The organism is Acinetobacter lwoffii, assembly GCF_024129855.1.
In the GTDB taxonomy this organism is placed as follows: domain Bacteria; phylum Pseudomonadota; class Gammaproteobacteria; order Pseudomonadales; family Moraxellaceae; genus Acinetobacter; species Acinetobacter lwoffii_L.
Window position 1 is genome coordinate 1 of sequence record NZ_JAMXXC010000018.1, and the last position, 22,658, is coordinate 22,658.

Genomic DNA, 22,658 nt, shown 5'->3' on the forward strand with positions numbered 1-22,658 from the left:
GATTCTGAGATAAATTCATAAAAAAAGAGCGTATTTACATACGCTCTTTTTACAGCATTTTAACTTTTTTTGCTTAACTGACTGGCATTACCTATATCAGGGGCTTTTTTCTTTGTCATGATTTGAAACAATAAGGTACAAATAAAAACTGTTTTGGAGCAGGCAAAGTCATAATAATGGATCGAAGACGGTTATTTTTTATCCACTTATGATGATCAATCTTCAGCCTCGTTCAATTTTGCCCTCTGGTCTGCTTTGCAGCCCTGATATGGCGCCCTCTATTCAACACAGGAAAGTGATTGAATACGCTTTGTCGATAACACATAAAATTATAAAAACAACTTCAGCTTTAACCTTCTTTGCCTCGCATGCTGCTGATAGATATCCGGTCAGACCGACTGATCCATCAACTACTGGCACATCCCGACTCTTCACTCATGATCATTTGAGTCATCACTCTGAGTCTGCATGTCCAAGGATTGGAAAGCGTTCTATTTTAGCACCTTCCCTTTCTCCGGATTTTGCACACTTGGCTGTTTAAGGAGTAGACCCATGACTACGATTCAGTACCAAGAAAGTTTTTCCCACGGTTATACCCCCTCAGAAATTATGGACGATCGTTCATTTGACTTGATCCACTTTGCAGAAGCCTGTGGACAAAGCCCGGAATGGGTCATGCAGTTAATTGAACATGGAATTTTACCAAATCGTTCTACAACCCCGACCAGCACTTTCCTCGGTGAAGATATCTCGCGTGCACAACGCGCCTATCGCCTGCAACGCGATTTTGATGCCTCATTTAGCGCCGTTGCCATGATGCTGGACCTCATTGATGAAGTGCAGGAGTTACGCCGCGAGGTCAAACATTTGCACTTCAAGTAAATCCTTTTCATGTTCTGTCGATCTGCATTTTTCAGTGCAGATCAGAACATATTTATATTTAATTTTATGATTAGAGTATAAGAATCCCTATGAAAACCAAAGATTGCAATAAGAAAATCAAATACATGTTTCCCGAATACCGCGACTTGATTGTGCAACTTCGCGAGGAAAATCCCTATTTTGCCAAGTTATTCGAGGAACATAACGAGTTGGACAAAGAAATCAGCCAGCTTGAACTTGATCCAGTCAATCATATCAACAATGATATTGAGGCGATCAAGCGTAAAAAACTGAAATTAAAAGATGAAATTTATCGTTTGTTAAAAAGCTCTGAAGCAGATCCCTTAACCTGAGATCAACTGAACACCACATTCAGACCAATACTGAAGCATAAAAAAAGCCCTGAGCCAGCCAAAATAAACACTTTGATCAAGCTCAGGGCTTTTTTATTGTTATTCACATGAGTTTTCCCATGTGAATATTTTTAAGAATTAAACTTGTTCGATGTCTTTCATCGTTAATTTAATACGGCCACGGTTATCAACATCCGCAACCTGTACTTTTACTTCCTGACCTTCTTTCAATACATCTGCCACGTTCGCAATGCGTTCGTTTGAGATTTGAGAGATGTGAAGTAAGCCATCAGTACCTGGCAGGATATTTACGAACGCACCGAATTCAACAATACGAATCACTTTACCTGTATAAATTGTACCTGGCTCGATTTCAGCCGTAAGTGCCTGAATCTTGGCAACTGCAGCTTGCGCAGCCGCTTTAGTTTCACCAAATACGCGAACTGTACCGTTATCTTCGATATCAATCGCCGCTTTAGTTTCTTCAGTAATTGCACGAATGGTCGCGCCGCCTTTACCGATCACATCACGGATTTTATCCGGGTTGATGTTGATCACCTGGAAGGTCGGTGCGTGCATCGAAATTTCAGGACGCGCACGTGAAATCACCTGGTTCATCTCATTCAAGATGTGCATACGACCCGCATAAGCCTGGTTCAATGCAGATTCCATGATCTCTTCAGTGATACCTTCGATCTTGATGTCCATTTGTAGCGCAGTAATACCGTTTGCAGAACCCGCTACTTTAAAGTCCATGTCGCCCAAGTGATCTTCATCACCCAAGATGTCAGAAAGAACTGCGAAACGCTCGCCTTCTTTCACAAGACCCATCGCGATACCCGCAACTGGTGCTTTCAATGGAACACCAGCATCCATCAATGATAATGAAGCACCACATACAGACGCCATTGAAGACGAACCGTTAGATTCAGTGATGTCAGATACGATACGGATCACGTACGGGAAGCGGTCAGCCGCAGGAAGTACAGCCTGAACACCACGACGTGCCAGACGACCATGACCGATTTCACGACGTTTAGGACCAGATTCACGACCCGTTTCACCTACAGAGTATGCAGGGAAGTTGTAATGCAACATGAAGTTGTCAGTTTTGGTACCTGCAAGGGTATCCACCATCAACGCATCACGTGTATTACCCAAAGTCGTTGTGACCAAGGCCTGAGTTTCACCACGTGTGAACAATGCAGAACCGTGAGCACGATCCAATACGCCTACTTGTACGTCGATTGCACGAACAGTTTTGGTATCACGACCATCGATACGTGGCTTACCAGACAGGATGTTGTCACGTACAGTACGGTATTTAAGGTCTTCGAACAGCTCATTTACTTCTTCTGCAATCCCCGTTTCGTCATTTTCAGGAACGAACTGTGCCACTGCTTCTGCATAAAGCGCGTCAAGTGCCGCATAACGGTCTTGCTTAACTGCAATCGTGTAAGCTTCAGAGATTTTCGCTTCGAATGCTTCTTTCAATTTACCAAGAAGTTCTTCGTTTTTAACTGGAGCAACCCAAGTTGACTCAACCGCGCCTGCAGCTGCAGCAAATTCTTTGATCGCCTGGATCGCAATTTGCATTTCGTCATGACCGAACAATACAGCGCCCAGCATTTGGTCTTCTGAAAGCTCTTTCGCTTCAGATTCAACCATCAGTACTGCAGATTCCGTACCTGCAACGACAAGATCAAGATCAGACTCTTTAAGTTGTTCAAGGTTTGGGTTCAGGATGTATTCACCGTTGATTAAACCAACGCGCGCGCCACCAATCGGACCACGGAAAGGTGTACCAGCGATAGACAATGCAGCTGAAGTACCTAACATTGCAGCAATGTCAGCATCCATGGTTTTGTCAGAAGAAATCACAGTGGCTGTTACTTGAATTTCGTTGAAGTAACCTTCTGGGAACAACGGACGAATTGGACGATCGATTAAACGAGAGATTAAAGTTTCAGCTTCAGACTGACGGCCTTCACGCTTGCCATAACCACCCGGGATACGACCAGCAGCATATTGCTTTTCTTGATAGTTTACAGTCAATGGGAAGAAGTCTTGACCTGCTTTTGCTTTAGGTTGTGCCACAACAGCAACAAGTACTTGTACGCCGCCCATGGTGATCACAACAGTGTTTGCCTGACGTGCAACACGACCTGTTTCCAGGATAACGTTGTGCTGACCGAATTGGAATTCTTTACGAATAATATTAAACATTGACATGTTTTATTTTTTCCTAGTTCTTGTGAACAATTATTCTAGTGGAGACCCCTAAGGTTTGGCATTCATGACCATATGGACGAGTAAATGACAAAGCTTAGAAGCCGACCTCACCAGATTAAATACTATTTTTAAACACAAAGAAGGAGCGAAACATTCGCCCCTTCCACTGGCTCAGCGCAAAGCTAAGCCGACTTTAGTTTTCAGTAATACAGCACAAAGCATGCAATACACCCGAAAATAAAGTTTAAATCGAATTAACGACGTAAACCTAAAGCACCGATCAATGCTACATAACGACCGTGGTCTTTACCGTTAAGGTAGTCAAGTAGTTTACGACGTTGGTTAACCATACGGATTAGACCGCGACGGCTATGGTGGTCGTGTTTGTGCTCTTTGAAGTGACCTTGTAAGTCATTGATTTGAGCAGTTAAAAGAGCTACTTGAACTTCTGGTGAACCAGTGTCGTTTTCAGCGCGAGCGAATTTAGCCATGATCTCTGCGCGATCTGCGTTAGTTAAAGCCATTCGATTTCTCCGAGATGCTTGTATATTTTGATAAAAATCAAAGTGATGAGAATTCAAAACCTTGACTGCCGTGCATCACTACAGCAAGTTGCATATTTTAAGGGAAAACGCATCAAATTGCAAAAATAGATCCAGATTTTTGCATGGTTTTGGTTGCTCATTGATACAGCTCAGATCCGATGACTCTTGTTCCTTAAAGATTCAGGTTTTGCATTATTTTAATGAAATAAATCCAGAATAAATTAAATATAGAAACTCCTTTGAAAAGCCCGCAAACCCTTTAGCTCGCTTGAATCTTCAGCTACTCCCCATAGAAAATGGATAAAAAAAAGCCCGAGTAAACTCGGGCTTTTTGGCGCTGTAGTTCTTTCTCTTATCATTATTATTTATTGTATTATTATGGCGTTTTACGCTTATTATTATTTTCAAACATCCTGTTGAAAAATCATCTTCCTTGTGTGGTAGATTTTGCCATATTCCCACCAGACAACTAGAGGTATTTGCCTCATTTTGCTGTAAGCCATTTCGTACATCACAGGGTGAAAATTTGCATAATGTTACACAGCTCTCGTTTTATTTAACGCTATTTACTTAAGTTTACTGGCTAGAGTTGAAAATTATTGCTAAGAAATTAGGATAAAAATCCAGCAAGCTTCCTATAAAAAAATCAGGATATAAAAAAGCCTTGTAGTCTCTCCCAAAACTACAAGGCTTAGCGGCTGTAAGTTTCCTCTTTCACTTACTTCACTGTAAGTTCGCTGTCTACCGACATTATTATTATCATTATGCGATTATGCTCAACTTTCCGTGTTGAGTTATTTTGTAGAACAAATCTTCTCAAAAACCGAGCAAAAGCTCTATGCGTCAATTTCCTGAATCCTTGTAAGCTTTTACCTACAAGATTTGATTATTTTTGCCAATTAAATTACTAGATTGTTCAATGATTTTTTGGCTCAAACCACTTTTCCGGGTAGTTCTAACACAAAGTGCTTGTGTAAAAGCATCATAATCTACCAATAAACTGACCACTTTTTTGGCTCGAGTAATTGCAGTATAAATCAACTCTTTGCTCAATAAATTTTTTGCATATTGATCCAGCACCACTGCCGTATGGGAAAATTCTGAACCTTGAGATTTATGAATGGTCAGCGCAAAAGCGGTTTCAATACTTTTAGGTAAACGGGTGGCTAATACCCATTTTTCCAGACTCGGGAAATACACTTCAAACTGGCGTTGACCAGATTGCTCACGTAAAAAACAGATACCAATATCACCATTGGACAGGCCCAACTGATAGTCGTTATAGCTCATCATGACGGGTCGTCCGACATACCAGTCGCCCTGTTTCAACTGACCTTGGGCTGCTAAAAAACGTTGTTCAATCTGTAGATTGATCTTGAGCAGCCCCAGATCACCAGAACGGATTGCCGTTAAAATACGGTAATCATCAAAAGTTTTGACCACCTGTTGCACATAGTGTTCAAAATCAGCTGAGTTTCGTTCTGTTTTTATGGCCTGTACATAAGCCTGATAACCATACATCAGCTGGTCATAATACTGATTCAAATTATGCGCGGTCTGTTCGGCACCAGCGAGCAGGTATTGTAACTGCAACTGGTCGATCTTCACCTGATCCAAATCGATCGCCTGTAACTCACTGGCTGCCACAATCTGCTGCTCAAATTTCTGCAAGACGTGAGAAGGCTGATGATTCTGCTGGATAAACTCCGCCATTGCGCCAATCCTGGCTCCAGGCGCAAAACGCCGCGTGGTGATTAAATTGACCCGGTTATCTTCCAGAGTCGCTACTTGCTGTAAATCTGCCAATACCGTTCCCACATCCACAGAGGCCAGCTGATCTGCATCACCGAGTAAAATCAGCCGTGCATGAGACGGTACGGAGGCCAGTAACATCTGTGACAGGTTTAAATCCAGCATCGAGGCTTCGTCGACCACGATCACATCATAAGGCAGAGGCTGCTTGGCATGAAAGCGTGGCTGTCCGCGAGTGCCCAGACCCAATAAGCGATGCAGGGTGACCGGTTGTAACTGTTTTAATTGTTCTAGCTCAAACTCTTGTAACGCTTCACTATGCAAGGCTTTTTGCAGTGCTTCTTTCATGCGCTGTGCGGCCTTTCCGGTAGGTGCTGCCATGGCAATCCGGATATTTGGCAAGGCTTCATGCAGGACCGCAATCATATGCGCCAAGGTATAGGTTTTACCGGTACCCGGACCGCCGCTAATAATATTCAGCGCCTGCCGCGCAACCATTTCCAGTGCCAATTTTTGCTGTGGATCTGACAATAAATTGCGATCACGTTCGGATAAATCAATAGCGGCAACCGGTTGGGCTTTAATCCGAGCAATATGTGAGGCTACTGCCTGTTCCAGTTGCCAATAGCGGTACAGATATAAATGCTGATCTGCACAAATAAATGGTGCAATTCCTGTACTTTGCTGACGGCGATCTAGAACCAGATTATGTAATAGGGCAACCTGCTGAGGATCAACTTCGATACAGCTATCCCCTGCCTGTATCGCCTCAAGCAGTTGCTGAATCAAGAATTTTGCTGCCGGATCAAATGTAGCCGTACTAAACGGCGGCTGACACAGATAGTCAATCCAGGCCATTAAATTGGAGTCTTGCTGCGACACGTGATTCTGCTCATTTTCCACACAGTTATCCTCAAAGTTATCCACAGGATAATTTTCTGTTTAATCTCTATATATTTTATAAAACTGCAAAATCATGCTGATTTTTTCTGCTCAAAATAGCCCAGTATTTGATCCAGTTTTTCTATGAATTCCAGGCTCGGTTGCCAATGATAAGCCCCTTGCTGGACCTGTCCATTCATCCCGCGCAAATACAAATAGGTTGCGCCGCCCAAATGCTGTGTGATCGAATAACCCTGCATATTGGCACTCAGATAACGATGCAGCGCCACCAGATACAAAGCGGCCTGCAACCAGTAACTGGACTGGCTCATATTCTGCTGAATCGCCTCAGCACTATAGTGCTGCTGATCAGGGCCGAGGAAGTTACTTTTATAATCGGCAATATGGTAGCGCTGGCCATCGAAATACACCAGATCGATGGAACCGGTCAGATATCGCGCCGATTTGGCCTCATTAAAATCGCTCATGACTATGTCATGTCCGAGAAAAAGCTGATGGATTTGCCGAATCTGCAAAGGGGCATCGGTCAAGGACAGATAAAAAGGAAATTCTGACAGATACTGTTTAGCCTCCAGCTGCGCCAAAGCAAAATCTACCTGAATCGGAGTGGCCAGAATGTCATGTACCCAGTCATGCATCAGGTTCAGCAAAATATCTTCTGTAATCTCGTCCAACAAGCCATCAAAAGCAGTCTGGAAAATACTGTCCACATTCAGCGATTCAGTGCTTGCAGAGCGTGTGAGCTGGGCCACTTCCTGTTCAAAAAACTGGATAAAGGAGTCATCCTCCAGCCCATCGAAATACACCTGAAACTGACCTAAAAATTCTAGCAGACCCGAACGATCGAGCTGTTGTGCCGAGTGAAACAGCTGCTGCCATTGCTGGCGATAAGCTTTGCTTTGGTCATGCAGGCGAATTCCGGTCAATAACTTATAGTTCAGGCTGGACAATACGCGCTGCATACTATGACGCAATTCCTCTGCTTTGAAATCTGCCTGAGCTGTGGCCTGAAACAGGGTTCGCAGATTCACCACAGCAGCCTGATAATGCAGGGAAAAGGCCTGTTCCAGCACACTACGTATATGAAAAGCCTGTTCAAATTTTTCTTTCAGTTCCTGCCAGATTTGCGGTGCGGTATTTTTAAAACGGCGCCGGATTTCCAGATTCCAGTAACTGCTGTCCTGAAAATCAATATGTTCAAAAATGCTGTGCAAGAATGTTCCGGCTACGGTGCCTTTAGGAAAATTCAGCCTAATCCAGTCTAGGGGCACAGCTGCTGGCTGTTCTTCCAGACCGGTAAAATGAATTTCATCGGCAGCACTGTCGGGCTGTTCATAAGCCGTGACCAGATCGTCCTGCAAGATATGTCCATGTAGCTGATGCTGTGACAAAGCCGTAAAACTGGTTTTGGTTCGCGGATAAAACTGCCGCTCTGGCAAAGGTTGCGCCCGCATGTCGACCTGATGATGGTTCGACTGCTCGACCAGGCGCGGTGGCTCCTGAGACAGAGGCGGCTCGACCAGACTTAGAGCATGTTCGAAGATGGTATTTCCCTGACCACGCCAGAAGGCCAGCCCGGAATCGGACTGTGCGTTCTGATCCTGCAGCATGGCATATACCCGGTGACTGGCACGGGTCAGCGCCACATACCAGAGCCGGTGGTTTTCGGCAGCATTACGCGCTGCATTCTGCAGAATCGCCTGCTCATGTAAATTCTTATGATTGACTGCAATCACCCGGGATTGTTCCAGGATGTTGTCCTGTTCAGGCGCAGACAGGGAAAAATTCAGATTGCCTTTATTCACATCAAAAGCAGCATCTGCTCCCAATAAAAACACCACTTTAAATTCCAGCCCTTTGGAGGCATGAATGGTCATCAGCTGCACCCCATGATCCCCAGACAGCTTGCGTTCTTTTTCGCTGTCCTTGCCTGAAGGTGACTGAAGCTGGCGCAAATACCAGTGATAGAGTTTTTGCGCCCCCTGATAATATTCACTCTGCTGGCTCAGCATCTCGGTCAGATGGCGCAGATTGACCACCACCCGCTCATTGTCCAGACTTTGACTGGCCACCAGATTGGTCCAGACCTGAAACAGGTTCAGTGCATAATTCCAGGCGGTCAAAAAGCCTTTCTCAAACCACATTTCCCGAATTATATCCAGATCCGCAATATAGCGACTGAGGCCTTCACTCTGGCTTTGCAAATCAATCAGTTTTTTCAGATTGAAGCCCAGCAGACGGGTTAGTAAAGCCCGCTTGACCTTGGCCTCATTGAAAGGATCCATAATCGCCGTCAATACGGCCGCGACATCCTGAGCGATGGGACTGGCAAACACGCTCTGTTTGGATTCTTTATAGGAGGGAATGCCCATACGCTGCAGACGCTGCTTCACCTGTTCCAGAGCAAAATGCCCAAATCCCAACACGGCAATATCATCTGCGCTCAGGCTTTGCTGATGCTCTTGCTGCTGAAAGTACAGTTGCTGCTGGGCAGACTGATTCAGCAATGCACGGATTTTCCAGGCCACCTGGTCTGCCTCTAGGTCCGATTCACCTAGCTGAATCCATCGTAAAGGCTGCGGGTTGATCCTGCCCATATCGACCAGATCTGGATGCGGGCGACTACCGGCCTGAATCAAGGTGTACTGCACCTGTTCACCAAAATCCATTTGCCGCTGGAACAGCGCATCAACCACTTCTACGAGTGGTTTGACTGACCGATGGTTCTGCATCAGGGTATATTCGCGGCCCTGCTTGTGGCGTACGTCAGCGTGTGCCTTGTTATAAGTCAGCATGTCGCCGCCGCGGAAACCGTAAATTGCCTGTTTCGGATCACCGACCATAATCATGCAACCGGACTGCACCCGGTTGGCATCACGCCAGATCTTGGCCAGCAGATCATCCTGATCCTGATTGGTGTCCTGAAATTCATCGACCAGAATCAGCGGATAACGTGCCTGTACAAACTGGGCAAAACGCTGTCCCTGCTGGCCTTGCAATGCTTCCGCCAATGTACGGATTTGCTGGGAAAAAGTGGTTTCACCCTGCTGCTGCAAGGTTTGTGGCAAACGGGTCTGCACACTTTGAATAATATGAAATTCCAGATAGGTCGTAAGCTGTTGCAGCTGCTCATCCAGATACTGTTTGACCTCACACAGCGCATCAATTGCCACGATCAGACTATGTTGCAAAATCAGCTGCTGCTCTGCATCCGGACAGCTTTTGTTAAAGACCTGAGTGGTCGGCTGGAAATCGGTTTTCTTGCGGCGCAAATGGCACAGATTCAGTAAAATAGGCTGCAATTCAGCATCAAAGAAACTCATTGTTCCTTGAGTTTTCAGGGCTGCGCTCCAGGTCATAAAGTTTTCACAAATTTCGGTTAACTTGGTCAAAAAACTCTTGTGAAAATACTTCGGACTTTCCTGACAATAACGCCGCATGACGGCAAGATCATGGTCCTGAATATTCACTAATTGACTGATGCAGGCTTCCAATTTGTTCAGGTCACATTCAGCCGGTTCGATCTTCCGAAAATGCTGCTTGCTGAAATTCAGGGCATCACGCACCAGCCCGGTATAATGCTCCACCGGTTTCAGCAGATTCTGGACATACAGATGATTGACCATATATTGTGGCTGTTGCTGAATCCAGTCACGCAGCACATCATGAATCAGCTGCTGGATATACAGATCCTGATCTTCGGTCAGTTCTGCACGTTCAATCTTGCCACTTTCAAATGCAAATTCACGTAACAGTTTCTGGCTAAAGCTGTCCAGGGTGCCGACAAACAGTTCGTCCAGCTGGTTCAGCACCAGACGTAAACGGCGACGGGCATAATCCAGCCGTGAACCATAATCTTTCAGCACCTGCTGAAATAAAGGATCGGTTTCATTCTGGATTTTTGCTGTGATTTCAACTGAATTGAGCTGCTGATGACGCTGGATATAAGCCAGCGTTTCCTCGACGCGAAGCCGTACCCGGTTTTTCAGTTCGGCCGTGGCCTTACGGGTAAATGTCGTCGCAATCACCTGATGCGGATAATACTGGTCCAGAAAAATCCGCACCATCAGGCTGGAGAGCGTATAGGTCTTGCCGGTTCCTGCAGAGGCTTCAATCCAGTGCAGGCCACGGAATTTCATGTCTTGAATCGGATTGGTGGAAATGGCTTTTTGCATCTGCTGCTTTAATAAAGTCATACGGCTATTTCACCCACTCCAGATGTTGATGAATCGGCGCATACAGGCCATGAGCAAAATCATGGCAGCAATTTTGCAAGGCCAGATCCGGATCCTGATCCTGCAAAATAAATTGCCAGTCTTGATGCAGCAGACTGGATTCATCCGAAGCCAAAGGTTTGGCACTCTCATAGCTGTTGTTCCATGCCTTTAGCAATTCCGGCATTTCCACAATAGTCATTTTGCCATGTTCATTCTCGGCCCACTGCCACTCTTTTTTCATCAGTAATTCTGCCGGCAAGACCAGCGGCTGCTGTTGACCAATTTCCCAGGCCGTTAACCAGAGCTTCAAATACTCATGTGCCTTGCTCGAACTCAAGCCAGAAAACTTCAGGGTTTTATTACTGAAAATGACAATGCGCTCCAGTTCTGGTGAGCGTGCATCGTCATTCAAGTAAGCCAGCCATAGCAGATACTCCAGCCAGATCTGGGCACGGCGTTTTTCCGAGGCCGAAGAGGATTGCATACTCAGCCAGTAGCTGCTGTGTGGAACCTGAGGCACGTTTATATGAATGATCAGTTCAGGACTGAACTGCAGGGATTGTTGGGTGACTGGCGTCAGTTCTTTGCCCAACTGTAGCAAACGTTCTTGCAATAACTGCTGTTCCTGCTGGCTGCCCAGCCAGGTGGCTTGCTGGGTTTTGCCCACCGGCAAACGGTCTAGCATCAGGTTTGGCTCAATCTCCTGCTCTTGTTGTAACAGGAAATCCCGCACCTGATACTGTTCCAGCTTGTTCAATAATAAGGGTTCCCGGGAACTCGGCAAATCGGCATAGCGAATCGTGGAAACCCCGACACTTTTCAGGAATAGACGTGCCGGGAAAATCATATCGCGGATCCATTCATCACCTTTGAGTACCCGGATTTCTTTTTGTTCTAGTGCCGGATAATGTGCATTAATCCAGCTGCTGCGTTTGCCTTCGGCGCTGCGGATATATTCTGCCACTGCAAACCACTGATCCTGATAACGTGGTGTCTGCATATCTGCGAATCCGGCTGGATCAAAAGGCTGCAAGGGATGTACATGATAAAGCTGCTGGATATGTTGAGCGACCGATAGACCATGAATATCCACCATCGGATCGACTTCGGCATCCGGCTGTTCAGACTGGCAGATCAGCGCGATATGCTGAACCAGTTCCTGCAAGGCAGTGGATGGATCACGAGCCTCACCATCCTCCAGATCAAAGCCATTATAGAACAGCCATAGATTTTCCTGTGCCAGCAGCAAGGCATCCAGAAAGGCGCCCTGCTCGTCATCCAGACGGGAACGGTCACCGAGTTGCGGCTTCAGGCTGCGCATCAGGTCAAACGGAACCTGTTGATTACGGCTCGGAAATTTACCGCTATCCAGATTCAGCATCACCACCAGTTTATAAGGCAATGGCCGGATCTGACCAATCTGGCTAAAAGTAATCTGTCCGGTCGGTTCGGCCTGATCCAGCTGCATCTCCAGGGTATTCTGAATTTCTTCCAGCACATAAGGCAGAGGCAGACTGAGTGCCACCAGTTCCTGACTGGCATGCGGATCATCCTGGTCATGATAATCGGCCAAGGTCAGCATCCGCATTTGCTTGTCGATAATCTCGGCAACGGTTTTGAGCGATTCCACGCCAGCATCACGGAACTCGTTCAGATCGGCGCGCAGATATTCCAGCCAGGTTTTGACTGGCGTGCGCTGTCCGGTTTCATGCAAAGTCAGCCAGTCACGGCGCTCTACCAGATCCTGATAAATCCGGATCAGGGTGGATATCAAGGGAAAATCACTGGTCAGAACCTTGGCATAACTCAAGGTGTCCTGAAACAGGGTATGTTCAGGAATCGCCAGACCCAACGCCAGACGGTCCAGCGCGAATTTAAAGCTAAACCGGTAATCCTCATCGCCTGCGCTCAGACTTTGCTGTAAATGCTGCTGGTCCAATCCACGCTTGAAGCCAGCATCTGTCAGCAATTGTAACATCCGCTCTACCTGACTATAGTCCAGACCATAATACTGCTGGGTCGCATTCAGGCTGAGCCAGTCGGCAAAGTCCTCAATACTGAAACGGCGCCGTACCCACTGAATCCGGCCCAGTACCGCGCGCCAGGCATTGCTGACATCCAGACGCGACACCCCGGCAATCTGGATCGGTAAATATAGGTTATCTTTTTGCAGGCGTTTGCTGCCGGTTTCGCGCTCACGCGGTGGTGGCGCAAAGACACTGCGAATTGTTGGTTCGAGTTCTTTCAGACTTGGCGTCAACACCAGAATATCACTGGGCTGACGCGGCGCTTCTTCATTGCCTTGAGCCAGCCAGTGAATCAGTTGTTCTTTGAGAACTTCCAGCTGACGTAATGAAGAATGACAGACATGAATCTGTACCGAATCATCATCAGGGCTTAAAGCATATTGATGCTGCTCGGGCTCGAGCAAATACAGGATATCCGACTGGATTTTGGCCAGCAGCCTGTCCTGATATTCATCCACAAAGACATCGGCCCAGAGACCCTCTTCCCCCGAAGACAGTTTAGAGAGTAGAGAAAAATGATCCCGTGCCTGCTTGCCGAATCGGGTCAGGAGCGGATGCCGCGATTCCCGGTCTTCGGCATTAAAGTTCAGCTGCTTGATCCTGAAATCTTTTATTTCCGCATCATTCGGTTTACGTTGACGGGTTTTTTCAAAACGCTGAATAAAGCGCTCTTCCCGCTGCAAATCAAATCTGGCTTTCCAGTCCGGATCGACACTGTCGGCCCAGTATTCCTGCGAGGGGTTGAAGTGAAAAATATAGATATCAATGTACTGGCCCAGACGGCGTAAAAAATCCAGCTGGCTCGGTGGCAATTCTAACAGGCTAAACACCACAATCTGTGCCGGCAGTCGTTTCAGAGCTTGGGCCCGGGTCTCTGCATTTTCCAGCCGATCCCAATACAGGCGTTCAATCTCCAGGATTTTGGCATAGTCATCCTGAAATACATGCTGCCACAACCAGCGTTGCCAGGCTTCCAGTTCACGCGCCTGAATCTTGACAAAATCCGCCACCTGCATCTCATGGCCATTTTCATCTTTGGGGCTATAGATCATCTGTTCGATATCAAGCGCAATATCCTGTCCCCAGGCCTCGAGCCAGTTACTCGGACAACTGCAGTTGTTTGGAGGACAGTTACGCGCGCAATAACCGCGATAATCCATATAATGACTGAACAAACGTGACACCTGCTCCGCCACCCAGTATAGCATGCTCTGTTTTTTCAGCTGTTTTTCTGTGCCCTGTTCCAGCCGGTCGGCACTGTCATAAATCCGCTTCACAATGGAATACAGTGGATGATCGACATCTAAAGGAATCTGTTCAGGCAGAATGCATTTTCGCAGCGCCTGAAACACGCGCCATTTGATGATAATACGCGGAATATTGGCTTCACGGACCTGCTCTACTTCTTTGGGAGCATTCAATACCCACTGATAAGAGGTCCATTGAAAGGCGCGAATCCGGTGATGAAACTGGGTATTGGCGCTAATGCCTTTTTTCTCGGCAATTTTCTGGGTCAGCCAAGTTTCTACAGCCGGAGATGGCACAATAAAATGCCGGGTTTGTAACACCTCAAATGGATTCCGGGCAGTCTGGTTGACAATACGCAGCATACTATCCAAAAGCACATCAATACGTTGACTCTGAATAACATGGATGGCCATTGGTTCCCCTGAACTGCTGAATGTGGTTCTTACTACAAAACGATAAAGATTATTTACTATACATCCCGAACGCGCTATGACACTTTAAAACCACACTTCAGTCGAAAAATTTCTTTGAAAAAAGCATCTTAAAGATGCTTGAATAGAAAAAACAACATAGAGCTTAGGTAGTGCCCATGAAATTAGATAAAATTCCTGAACGTCTCGATCCGAGCCTAGATTTAGAACAAATCCGCGACGAATGCCTGGAACTCACCAAAAAACGCGCCTACTATTCTGCTGGTGCTGCCGTGATTCCGGTACCTTTTATGGACGTGGTCATTGATGTCGGCATCTTGTCGCAATTGATTCCCGAGATCAATGCCCGCTTCGGCCTGTCCCCTGAGCAGATCAGTGTCTACGATCCGAAAACCCGTCAGATTCACTGGCAAGAGCTGCGTAAACGTGGCGTAGAATTTTCCGGTCTGGTGGTCGCACGTACGGCAGTTAAAAAATCTTTGAACAATGTTGCAGCGAAAGTGATGATAAAGCAAGTCACAAAATTCATTCCGCTGGGTGGTCAGCTGGTGGCCGCAAGTCTGGGTTATTTTGTCATGAAAAAAATTGCCGATGCTCATGTGCAAGACTGCTATCGCACCGCTAAAAGTATTCAGCAAAAACAGGTCGCCCAAGGTTAATCCTGTTTAAGCTAAATATTTTTAAACTGTTTAAAATTCTCTACTTCAGGCAGATTATTCTGCCTGAAGTTGTTTTAAAATAGCCTTTAGTACTTCGACCCGTGCGGTATGTTTATCATCAGACGCGATAATGTGCCAAGGCGCTTCCTCAGTCGAAGTATGTTCAAACATATCGGCTGCCGCTTTCAGATAATCATCCCAGCGTTCCCGGTTACGCCAGTCTTCTTCAGTAATTTTAAAACGCTTATGTGGTGTATCTTCACGCGCCTTGAACCGTGCTGCCTGTTCCTCTTTAGAAATGGCCAGCCAGATTTTCACAATCACCGTTTGATGCTTGACCAGGCTCTGTTCAAAACGGTTAATTTCCGCATAAGCTCGCTGCCATTCTACCGGACTAGAAAACCCTTCTACCCGTTCTACCAATACCCGACCATACCAGGAACGGTCAAAAATGCAGATATCATCATCGGTTTGCAGCTTGGTCCAGAAGCGCCATAAATAAGGACGGCTCAGCTCATATTTTTCTGGTGCGGCAATGGTATGAATTTCATATTCACGTGGATCCAGTTTTTTGACAATCCGCTTGATCGCGCCGCCCTTGCCAGCAGCATCCATGCCCTCAAACAGAATTACCACATTACGCGAATCGGAACGCATGGCTTTGGCGACCTTCGCGGTTAATTTTTTTAGTTCCGGTTTGTAATCTTCTGGCTGGGCTTGAGTCTTGGAAGGATGTTTTAACTGCTCGGGAATCTTGGCCTGTTTCCATCTTCCCTTGGCTCTGGCGGGATGATCCGGACAATGTTTCAAGGCACTCAGGATATACTGGGCAAATTGCTGGTCGCGCTGCTGCTCATCTTCGCCATCAATAATGAACCAGTCCTCGGTAAAGCGCTGACGCAGGCGCTGCAAGGTGTCATATTCTTTGCGATTGCGCCAGTCCAGACCATGCAGTTGATGCCAGTGAGTTTCACTCGGATCCATGGCATCCAGACGTTTTTGCAAGACTTTCCAGGACAGGTCAAACCAGACCTTGATCACATCGACATGGTTATTTTTCAGGTCCTGTTCAAAGGCCTGCATCTCTTGCAGATATTCATCAAACTGTGCATCACTCAGCGGGCTTTCAGCTTGCATGGCACTGCCAAGCAGATCACTGTACCAGTTACCAAACAGCACCATGATCTGGCCTTCGGCAGGAATAAAACGTGCATAAGGTTGCCACAAGGTCTGCTTCGGGCCGGCTAGCTGAGGCTTATCGGCTTTCACACGCAAATAGCGCGGATCGACCCATTCACGTAGCTGTTTGACCGCTTCACCCTTGCCGGCCAGCTCAATGCCATTCACCAGAATCACCAGACTTTTGGCATTTTTCTGGCCCCGGGTCTTTTTTAAATTATATTGGGCATCAATCAGCTCGACAGACAGCTGATCTTCATCCATTAACTGAAATTGTGGCTGTTCCATACGCATCTTCAACCCTGATCTTTTATTCTGTCTGCAGTATAGCGAGGAGTTTCAGCCCAAAAATAGCTCTAGCAACGTTTTTCACACGATTAAATTGGCTATTTAAACAACAGATTGACATACAAATGCCCGATCTCTGTTCAATTTGTCATAGCAGGATTGTCCGGCAGCCTCTAAGATTCTTGCATCCTCCAATCATAATTGAAGCCTCATGTCCAAACTTGCCGTACTCGATGATCTTTTAGCGCATTATTATCAACTGGCTTATCACACCCGGCCTGACATTCTAAGCCGTTTAGAGGATGTGCAAGCCTGGCAGAAAGTCCGCATGCAGCGCACCCATCGCGCCCATTTTGCTGAAAAACAAAACCTGTTGATGTCCGAGTATTTCCTGAACCGTCTCTACGGCGGCGCTGACTTTGATGCGCTGGCAGAACAGATTGCCCGGCTGATGAAATATGCGCATAAAGCAGAAAAAGTTATTCCGGAAAATGCCATTAAAACCGGCACCTCAGGTGTAGAGCTGGCTATTTTGGCGGTACAGCTCGATGAACAGGTCGCGATTCAGTTATTACAGGATTATCATCCACATGAACCGCTGACTGACGAGATGATGCGCCTGACCTATTTGAAGCTGGATCAGGGTGAAGCACGCCTAAAACAGCTGGCTCTGCTGGATCAGCTCGGTATGAGTCTGGATAAATATATGCGTTCATTTGTGGTCTATACCGCCTTTAAAATGTGTAAGGGCGCAGCGAATAAATATAACTTTCAGGTAATGTATGAATTTATGCAGGATGGTTTTCTGGCCATGAAGCCACTCAAATCGGCAGAAAAATTTGTACGCGCGTTCACGGCAACCGAACGCCAGATTATCGATAAAGTACATTCTGGCGATCCGCTACCGTTTCAGTAAATACCCGATGAGTATTTCTGCCAAGCGTGAATTTTTCTGTATATTATTCATAACAATTGCATCATGATTGCTGAATAAGCCTTTAGAATCTGTCATGATGCAGACAATGCAAGATTAACCCGATTGATATGTTAGGAGTGACTCCAATGTCGAATGAAAATACAACGCCTACCCCTACCCCCGAGTCGGCACAACAGACAGACAAAGTGAGCCCATTCTTAACTGAACCCCTTCCACAAGGCACCCCGCAAGGTCAGCAACAATCTTTAGAACAACGTCTGACTGACACGCCTGTGACGGGTACTGTGCCTAAATACAATCTGCCACGCGGTGCCAATACAGGCAACGTCGGCTCAACCACGCACTTTGGCTATCAAACTGTCAACAGCGAAGAAAAAGCCCAGAAAGTCGCAGAAGTGTTCCACTCGGTGGCGAGCAAATACGACATCATGAATGATCTGATGTCTTTTGGTATTCATCGCCTGTGGAAGCGTTTTGCAATCAATATGTCAGGTGTACGCCGTGGCCAGCATGTGCTGGATATCGCGGGTGGTACTGGCGACTTGGCTAAAGTCTTTAGCCGCGAAGTGGGCCCGACGGGTCATGTGGTACTGTCTGATATTAACGAATCCATGCTGAATGTCGGTCGTGACCGTCTGATTGATGCGGGCTGTACCAATGTTGATTTCGTTCTGGCCAATGCCGAAACCTTAGAACCATTTGCAGACAACAGCTTTGACCTTTTGACGATTTCTTTCGGTCTGCGTAACGTGACCGATAAAGATGCGGCACTGGCTGCGATGTACCGCGTCCTTAAGCCAGGTGGCCGTTTACTGGTTCTAGAATTTTCTAAACCAGTGTTTGAGCCATTCTCTAAGCTGTATGACCTTTATTCGTTCACGGCATTGCCAATCATGGGTAAAATCATTGCCAATGATGCAGAAAGCTATAAATACCTAGCTGAATCGATCCGTATGCATCCAGATCAGCGCACCCTGAAAGGCATGATGGAAAATGCTGGCTTCCAGAATTGTGACTATCACAACCTGACTGGCGGGATTGTTGCGGTTCACCGCGGTTTCAAACTTTAAGGTTCCTTGCCTATGTGGTCAATTCTGGCACTCGGTGCTGTTGAACGCGTGATTCATCATGTGATTGATCTGGACGCCATTACCCGCATCCAGCTGAATGCCCTATCCGGTAAAATGCTGCGGGTGGTGATCGCCTCGCCACAGCTTTCGGTCGATGTGTTTTTTGATGAGGGCAAAGTTCGTCTGGAGCCAACGGCAACCGGTCATACCGAAACACCTTCGGTCTTTGAACAGCGTCCATTTGACGCAAGTTCCGCGACAGTCCTTGAAGCGACCGCAACCTTGCAGGTCAGCAATGTGGTGGAATTACTCAAGCTGCTGCTTTCCGATGAAGTCGGCAATATTCCATTGCAAGGCGACTACAAGTTATTGCAGGAAATCCAGCGCATCATGCAACAGGCAGAATTAGATCTGGCGGCGCACTTAAGCCCCTGGATTGGCCCGACACTGGCACATGAAATTGGTAAATTGCAACTGCTGCCCAAGCAGCTAAAACGCACCCTGCAAAGTCAATTATTTTTTGCCGAAGATGCCTTAAAAGAAGACAGCGGTCTGTTTGCCCCCCGCTGGCAAATGGATGACCTGAATCAGGACACCCGTATCCTGAATCAAAATTTAGATCGGGTTGAAGCAAAAATCCATCAGCTTCAGGCTCAAATTGATGCCTCCAACAATTCTACTCAAGACTAGGTACACAGCTTTATGATTCCGCATGTTTCACGTTTACTCGAACTTTGGCGCATCGCCGCGCACTATCGACTCGACACGTTGTTTCCTGCGGAAGAATTACCAGAAAAATCCCGGCATGTGCTGTCCCTCATCCGGATGCATCCGGCTGCCTGGTCCAGTCGTGAACGTAAAAATCCGCTCAAGCTGAAACTGGCTTTAGAAGAAATGGGGCCGTTGGCGATTAAGCTTGGTCAGCTGCTCTCAACCCGTCGTGACCTGATTCCACCTGAAGTTTTACAGCAACTGGTCTTGCTACAAGACCGGGTCAAGCCGTTTGATAATGACGTAGCCAAGATGCGCATTCAGGAATCCCTGAAAGCTGATGTAAATACCCTATTCGCGCGTTTCGATACCCAGCCACTGGCTGCAGCTTCGATTGCTCAGGTGCATACGGCTGCCCTGCATGATGGCCGTGAAGTGGTGGTTAAAGTCACCCGCCCGAATATTCGCCAGCAGATTTTGCAGGATTTTGAAATTCTGGAATGGCTCGGTCAATTTCTGGAAAAACGTCTGGAAGCAGCACGTGCCCTACATTTATCAGAAATCATTCAGGACTATCGCCAGATCATTCTGAATGAGCTGGATCTGACGCTGGAAGCAGACAATACCCGCCGTATGCGCCATCACTTTACCGGCTCGAGCATGATGTATGTGCCGGAAATTTATATGGACAGCAAAGACGTGCTGGTAGCCGAGCGCATTACCGGGGTGCCGATTTCAGATATCGCGACCTTTGACCGGCTGGGCATGGATCGTGCCGATCTGGCGCGTAAAGGCCTGACCATCTTCTTTACTCAGGTCTTCCGCGATAACTTCTTCCATGCCGATATGCATCCGGGAAATGTCTTTGTAGAAACCATCAATCCGGCCAATCCGCGTTTTATTGCGCTGGACTGCGCGATTATGGGCGAACTGTCCAAACACGACCAGATGACCGTAGCACGCATGCTACTAGCGGTCATGAACAGCGACTTTATGCAGCTGATTCAGGTGGTGCATCAGGCTGGCTGGATTCCACCGGGGACTGATCAGGATGCTTTGGCACGTGAAATGCGCCGCAGTGTGGGGCCGATGGTGTCCAAACCGATGCATGAATTGGACTTTGCCGGCATTCTGATTGAAGTGATGGATATCGCGCGTCGTTTCCATCTGGAAATTCCCCCTCAATTGATGCTACTGCTAAAAACTTTGGTGCATGTCGAAGGTTTGGGAACCGACCTGTATCCTGAACTGGATATCTGGAGTCTGGCCAAACCGATCCTAACGGACTGGATCAAGGCCCAGATGAATCCGCAAAAGAACCTGAAAGAACTGGGACAGAAAATTCCGGATCTGCTTTTAGGGGCACAGGATTTACCGACCCTGATGATCGACAGCTTAAACGGTTTAAAAAACCAGTCGGCCTGGCATGCCAAACAGCTCAATGAATTACAAAGTATGCGCCTGCAAATGGAACATCAGCAAAAGCGTAGCTGGATGTTCGGCAGTGTCATGGCCATTCTGCTGGCAATTGCGATTATTTCACCATGGTTTGTGTCGGTGATTCTGATTGTGTTGGCAAGTGTGCTTGCCGTCTGGCGAATTGCGAAATAAGCGATTTACATATGCAAAAAGCCTGAATAGTCTCAGGCTTTTTTATGTCTTAAAGATGAGGATGACTTCAAAGTCACCTTAGGACATATCTTGCCATTGGGTCTTTAAACCTATCGCTTAAAATAAGCACACATTTGGCTAGTATAGGTTCAACCATGGTACAGATTTTAAAAAAACGTGCGCCTGCGCTGACGATTCGTGCTGGCCATCTGGCACGTGAGCTGATTCTGGAACAAGGTTTGCAACCCGAACAGGTCGATATCGTGCCCGGTGCGGCAGGCGGCCCCAAAGGCATCGGGATCCAAGGACTGGATCAGGCGATTTTTGGTGAGTTTTTTCCACGTGCACCTCAGCGTAGAACTTTGGTGGGTTCTTCGATTGGCAGCTGGCGTTTTGCCAGTATGGCTGCACATGGAGTTCAACAGGGAACCGAACGTTTGGGTGAGCTGTATACCAACCTCTATTTTCATAAAAAAATGACCCGTCAGGATGTCAGCGAAGTTTGCCGTGGCATGCTGCTGGATCTGGTACAAGGCAAAGAAAACGATCTAGTCAATCATCCAGATTATCATCTCGCAGTCATTTCAATTAAAGCCCAACACATTTTCCAGAGTGACAAGGCATTGCCGTTGTTGGCTTCTGTGGCTGGAATTCTTGGAACGACCGCAGTCGCGCGCCGGCACAGCCGTCATTTCATGCAACGTGTAATCAGCCAGCCCAATATCGGTGAACAGTTTAAAATCGCTGAAGATGGATTTACCACGCATTATCATGCACTAACCGAACAGAGTGTGTTGTCCTGGTTGATGGCTTCAGCGTCTATTCCCGGGGTGATGGCAGCGGTGAACAATATTCCGGATGCGCCGCAGGGTTATTATCGCGATGGTGGCCTGATTGACTATCACATTGACCTGCCCTTTCAGAGCAAAGGTATTGTGCTGTATCCACATTTTACCGATAGCATTACCCCCGGCTGGTTTGACAAGTTATTTAAACGTACCTCAAATCCGGAAAATCAGGCACGAACTTTGCTGCTTTCTCCATCGCAGCAATATCTGCAAAGTTTGCCTTTGGGTCGTTTGCCTGACCGTAAAGACTTTAACTTAAAAGGTTTGGACCAGGCCCAACGCATTCAGCTCTGGAAGCAATGTATTGCGGAAAGTCAGCGTCTGGGCGATGAATTTCTGGAACTGGTCGAGAAGCAGAATTTTGCTGAGGTAATGCAGACCTTGTAATTGGCCGTAGCTGCCCGATTATTTGTATAATTGCTTTAATTTTGTGAACTGTTGAGATTTATGCAGAAGTTTTTAGTTGTCCTGCAATACCTGTGTCTGGCCTTTGCCATTTATCTGATTTATAGCGTCAGCATGTCGCTGTATAGCCAGGATTTTGTCCTGATGGAACTGGTCGCTGATATCGGTACGATTCTGATTTGTATCGACCTGGCGGTGTTTTTATTTACCAGTAAAGGTAAGCCCGGCATTAGCATGGAAGAATATGCAAAAAGACTGGAACAGCCACCGTCTAAGCTGGTCTATGTGACACGAAAATTGGGGCATCTCGGTATTTTGCTGATTATCACCAGCTGGGTTGTGCCGATGATTAACTCATAA

The 22,658-nt window shown here is 46.8% G+C and carries 15 protein-coding genes; 9 read left to right on the forward strand and 6 right to left on the reverse strand.

Going from position 1 to position 22,658, the window contains the following annotated elements:
• Positions 1-552 precede the first annotated feature (552 nt).
• A complete protein-coding gene (locus tag NI465_RS12260) occupies positions 553-882 on the forward strand; it encodes a chaperone modulator CbpM (protein ID WP_004278573.1) in 330 nt (109 codons plus the stop codon).
• 89 nt (positions 883-971) lie between these two features.
• Positions 972-1,235, forward strand: coding sequence for an HP1242/YdcH family protein (locus tag NI465_RS12265; protein ID WP_004729352.1), 264 nt, complete (start codon positions 972-974; stop codon positions 1,233-1,235).
• A 138-nt stretch (positions 1,236-1,373) separates the two neighbouring features.
• Here the strand turns inward: NI465_RS12265 and pnp are convergent, their stop codons facing one another.
• From pnp to NI465_RS12290, 5 genes are all read right to left on the reverse strand, one after another.
• Positions 1,374-3,461: a polyribonucleotide nucleotidyltransferase gene (gene pnp, locus NI465_RS12270; protein WP_016806862.1), complete on the reverse strand. Its 2,088-nt coding sequence runs from the start codon at positions 3,459-3,461 to the stop codon at positions 1,374-1,376.
• Positions 3,462-3,721: 260 nt separating this feature from the next.
• On the reverse strand, positions 3,722-3,991 hold the full coding sequence (gene rpsO, locus NI465_RS12275; protein WP_004278577.1) for a 30S ribosomal protein S15: 270 nt from the start codon (positions 3,989-3,991) through the stop codon (positions 3,722-3,724).
• 894 nt (positions 3,992-4,885) lie between these two features.
• Positions 4,886-6,667, reverse strand: coding sequence for an exodeoxyribonuclease V subunit alpha (recD, locus tag NI465_RS12280; RefSeq protein ID WP_253145509.1), 1,782 nt, complete (start codon positions 6,665-6,667; stop codon positions 4,886-4,888).
• 71 nt (positions 6,668-6,738) lie between these two features.
• Complete coding sequence (locus NI465_RS12285; protein ID WP_253145510.1) at positions 6,739-10,863, reverse strand: UvrD-helicase domain-containing protein; 4,125 nt, start codon at positions 10,861-10,863, stop codon at positions 6,739-6,741.
• Positions 10,864-10,867: 4 nt separating this feature from the next.
• A complete protein-coding gene (locus NI465_RS12290; protein WP_253145512.1) occupies positions 10,868-14,572 on the reverse strand; it encodes an exodeoxyribonuclease V subunit gamma in 3,705 nt (1,234 codons plus the stop codon).
• A gap of 176 nt (positions 14,573-14,748) precedes the next feature.
• Between NI465_RS12290 and NI465_RS12295 the strand changes: the two genes are divergently transcribed.
• Positions 14,749-15,249 carry a hypothetical protein gene (locus NI465_RS12295; RefSeq protein ID WP_005108051.1) on the forward strand — a complete coding sequence of 167 codons (501 nt, stop codon included), beginning with the start codon at positions 14,749-14,751 and terminating at the stop codon, positions 15,247-15,249.
• A gap of 54 nt (positions 15,250-15,303) precedes the next feature.
• On the opposite strand, the gene pap is transcribed toward NI465_RS12295, so the two are convergent.
• Positions 15,304-16,722, reverse strand: coding sequence for a polyphosphate:AMP phosphotransferase (gene pap, locus NI465_RS12300; RefSeq protein WP_004729341.1), 1,419 nt, complete (start codon positions 16,720-16,722; stop codon positions 15,304-15,306).
• A gap of 205 nt (positions 16,723-16,927) precedes the next feature.
• Here pap and NI465_RS12305 point away from each other — a divergent pair, with 205 nt between their 5' ends.
• The 6 genes from NI465_RS12305 to NI465_RS12330 all read left to right on the forward strand — a co-directional run bounded on the left by NI465_RS12305 (position 16,928) and on the right by NI465_RS12330 (position 22,658).
• Entirely contained in the window at positions 16,928-17,632 is a 705-nt protein-coding gene (locus tag NI465_RS12305; protein ID WP_253145514.1) for a DUF8198 family protein, read from the forward strand.
• 146 nt (positions 17,633-17,778) lie between these two features.
• Complete coding sequence (gene ubiE / locus NI465_RS12310; protein ID WP_004647333.1) at positions 17,779-18,723, forward strand: bifunctional demethylmenaquinone methyltransferase/2-methoxy-6-polyprenyl-1,4-benzoquinol methylase UbiE; 945 nt, start codon at positions 17,779-17,781, stop codon at positions 18,721-18,723.
• 12 nt (positions 18,724-18,735) lie between these two features.
• Positions 18,736-19,413, forward strand: coding sequence for a ubiquinone biosynthesis accessory factor UbiJ (locus NI465_RS12315; protein ID WP_071850485.1), 678 nt, complete (start codon positions 18,736-18,738; stop codon positions 19,411-19,413).
• A gap of 12 nt (positions 19,414-19,425) precedes the next feature.
• The gene (locus NI465_RS12320) at positions 19,426-21,045 is read left to right on the forward strand and encodes an ABC1 kinase family protein (RefSeq protein ID WP_004729335.1); all 1,620 of its coding nucleotides are present in this window, start codon (positions 19,426-19,428) and stop codon (positions 21,043-21,045) included.
• 155 nt (positions 21,046-21,200) lie between these two features.
• Positions 21,201-22,280, forward strand: a complete 1,080-nt coding sequence (locus NI465_RS12325) for a patatin-like phospholipase family protein (RefSeq protein WP_253145516.1) — start codon at positions 21,201-21,203, stop codon at positions 22,278-22,280.
• Positions 22,281-22,340: 60 nt separating this feature from the next.
• Positions 22,341-22,658 (forward strand): hypothetical protein, encoded by a 318-nt coding sequence (locus tag NI465_RS12330; protein WP_253145517.1) that lies wholly within the window; start codon positions 22,341-22,343, stop codon positions 22,656-22,658.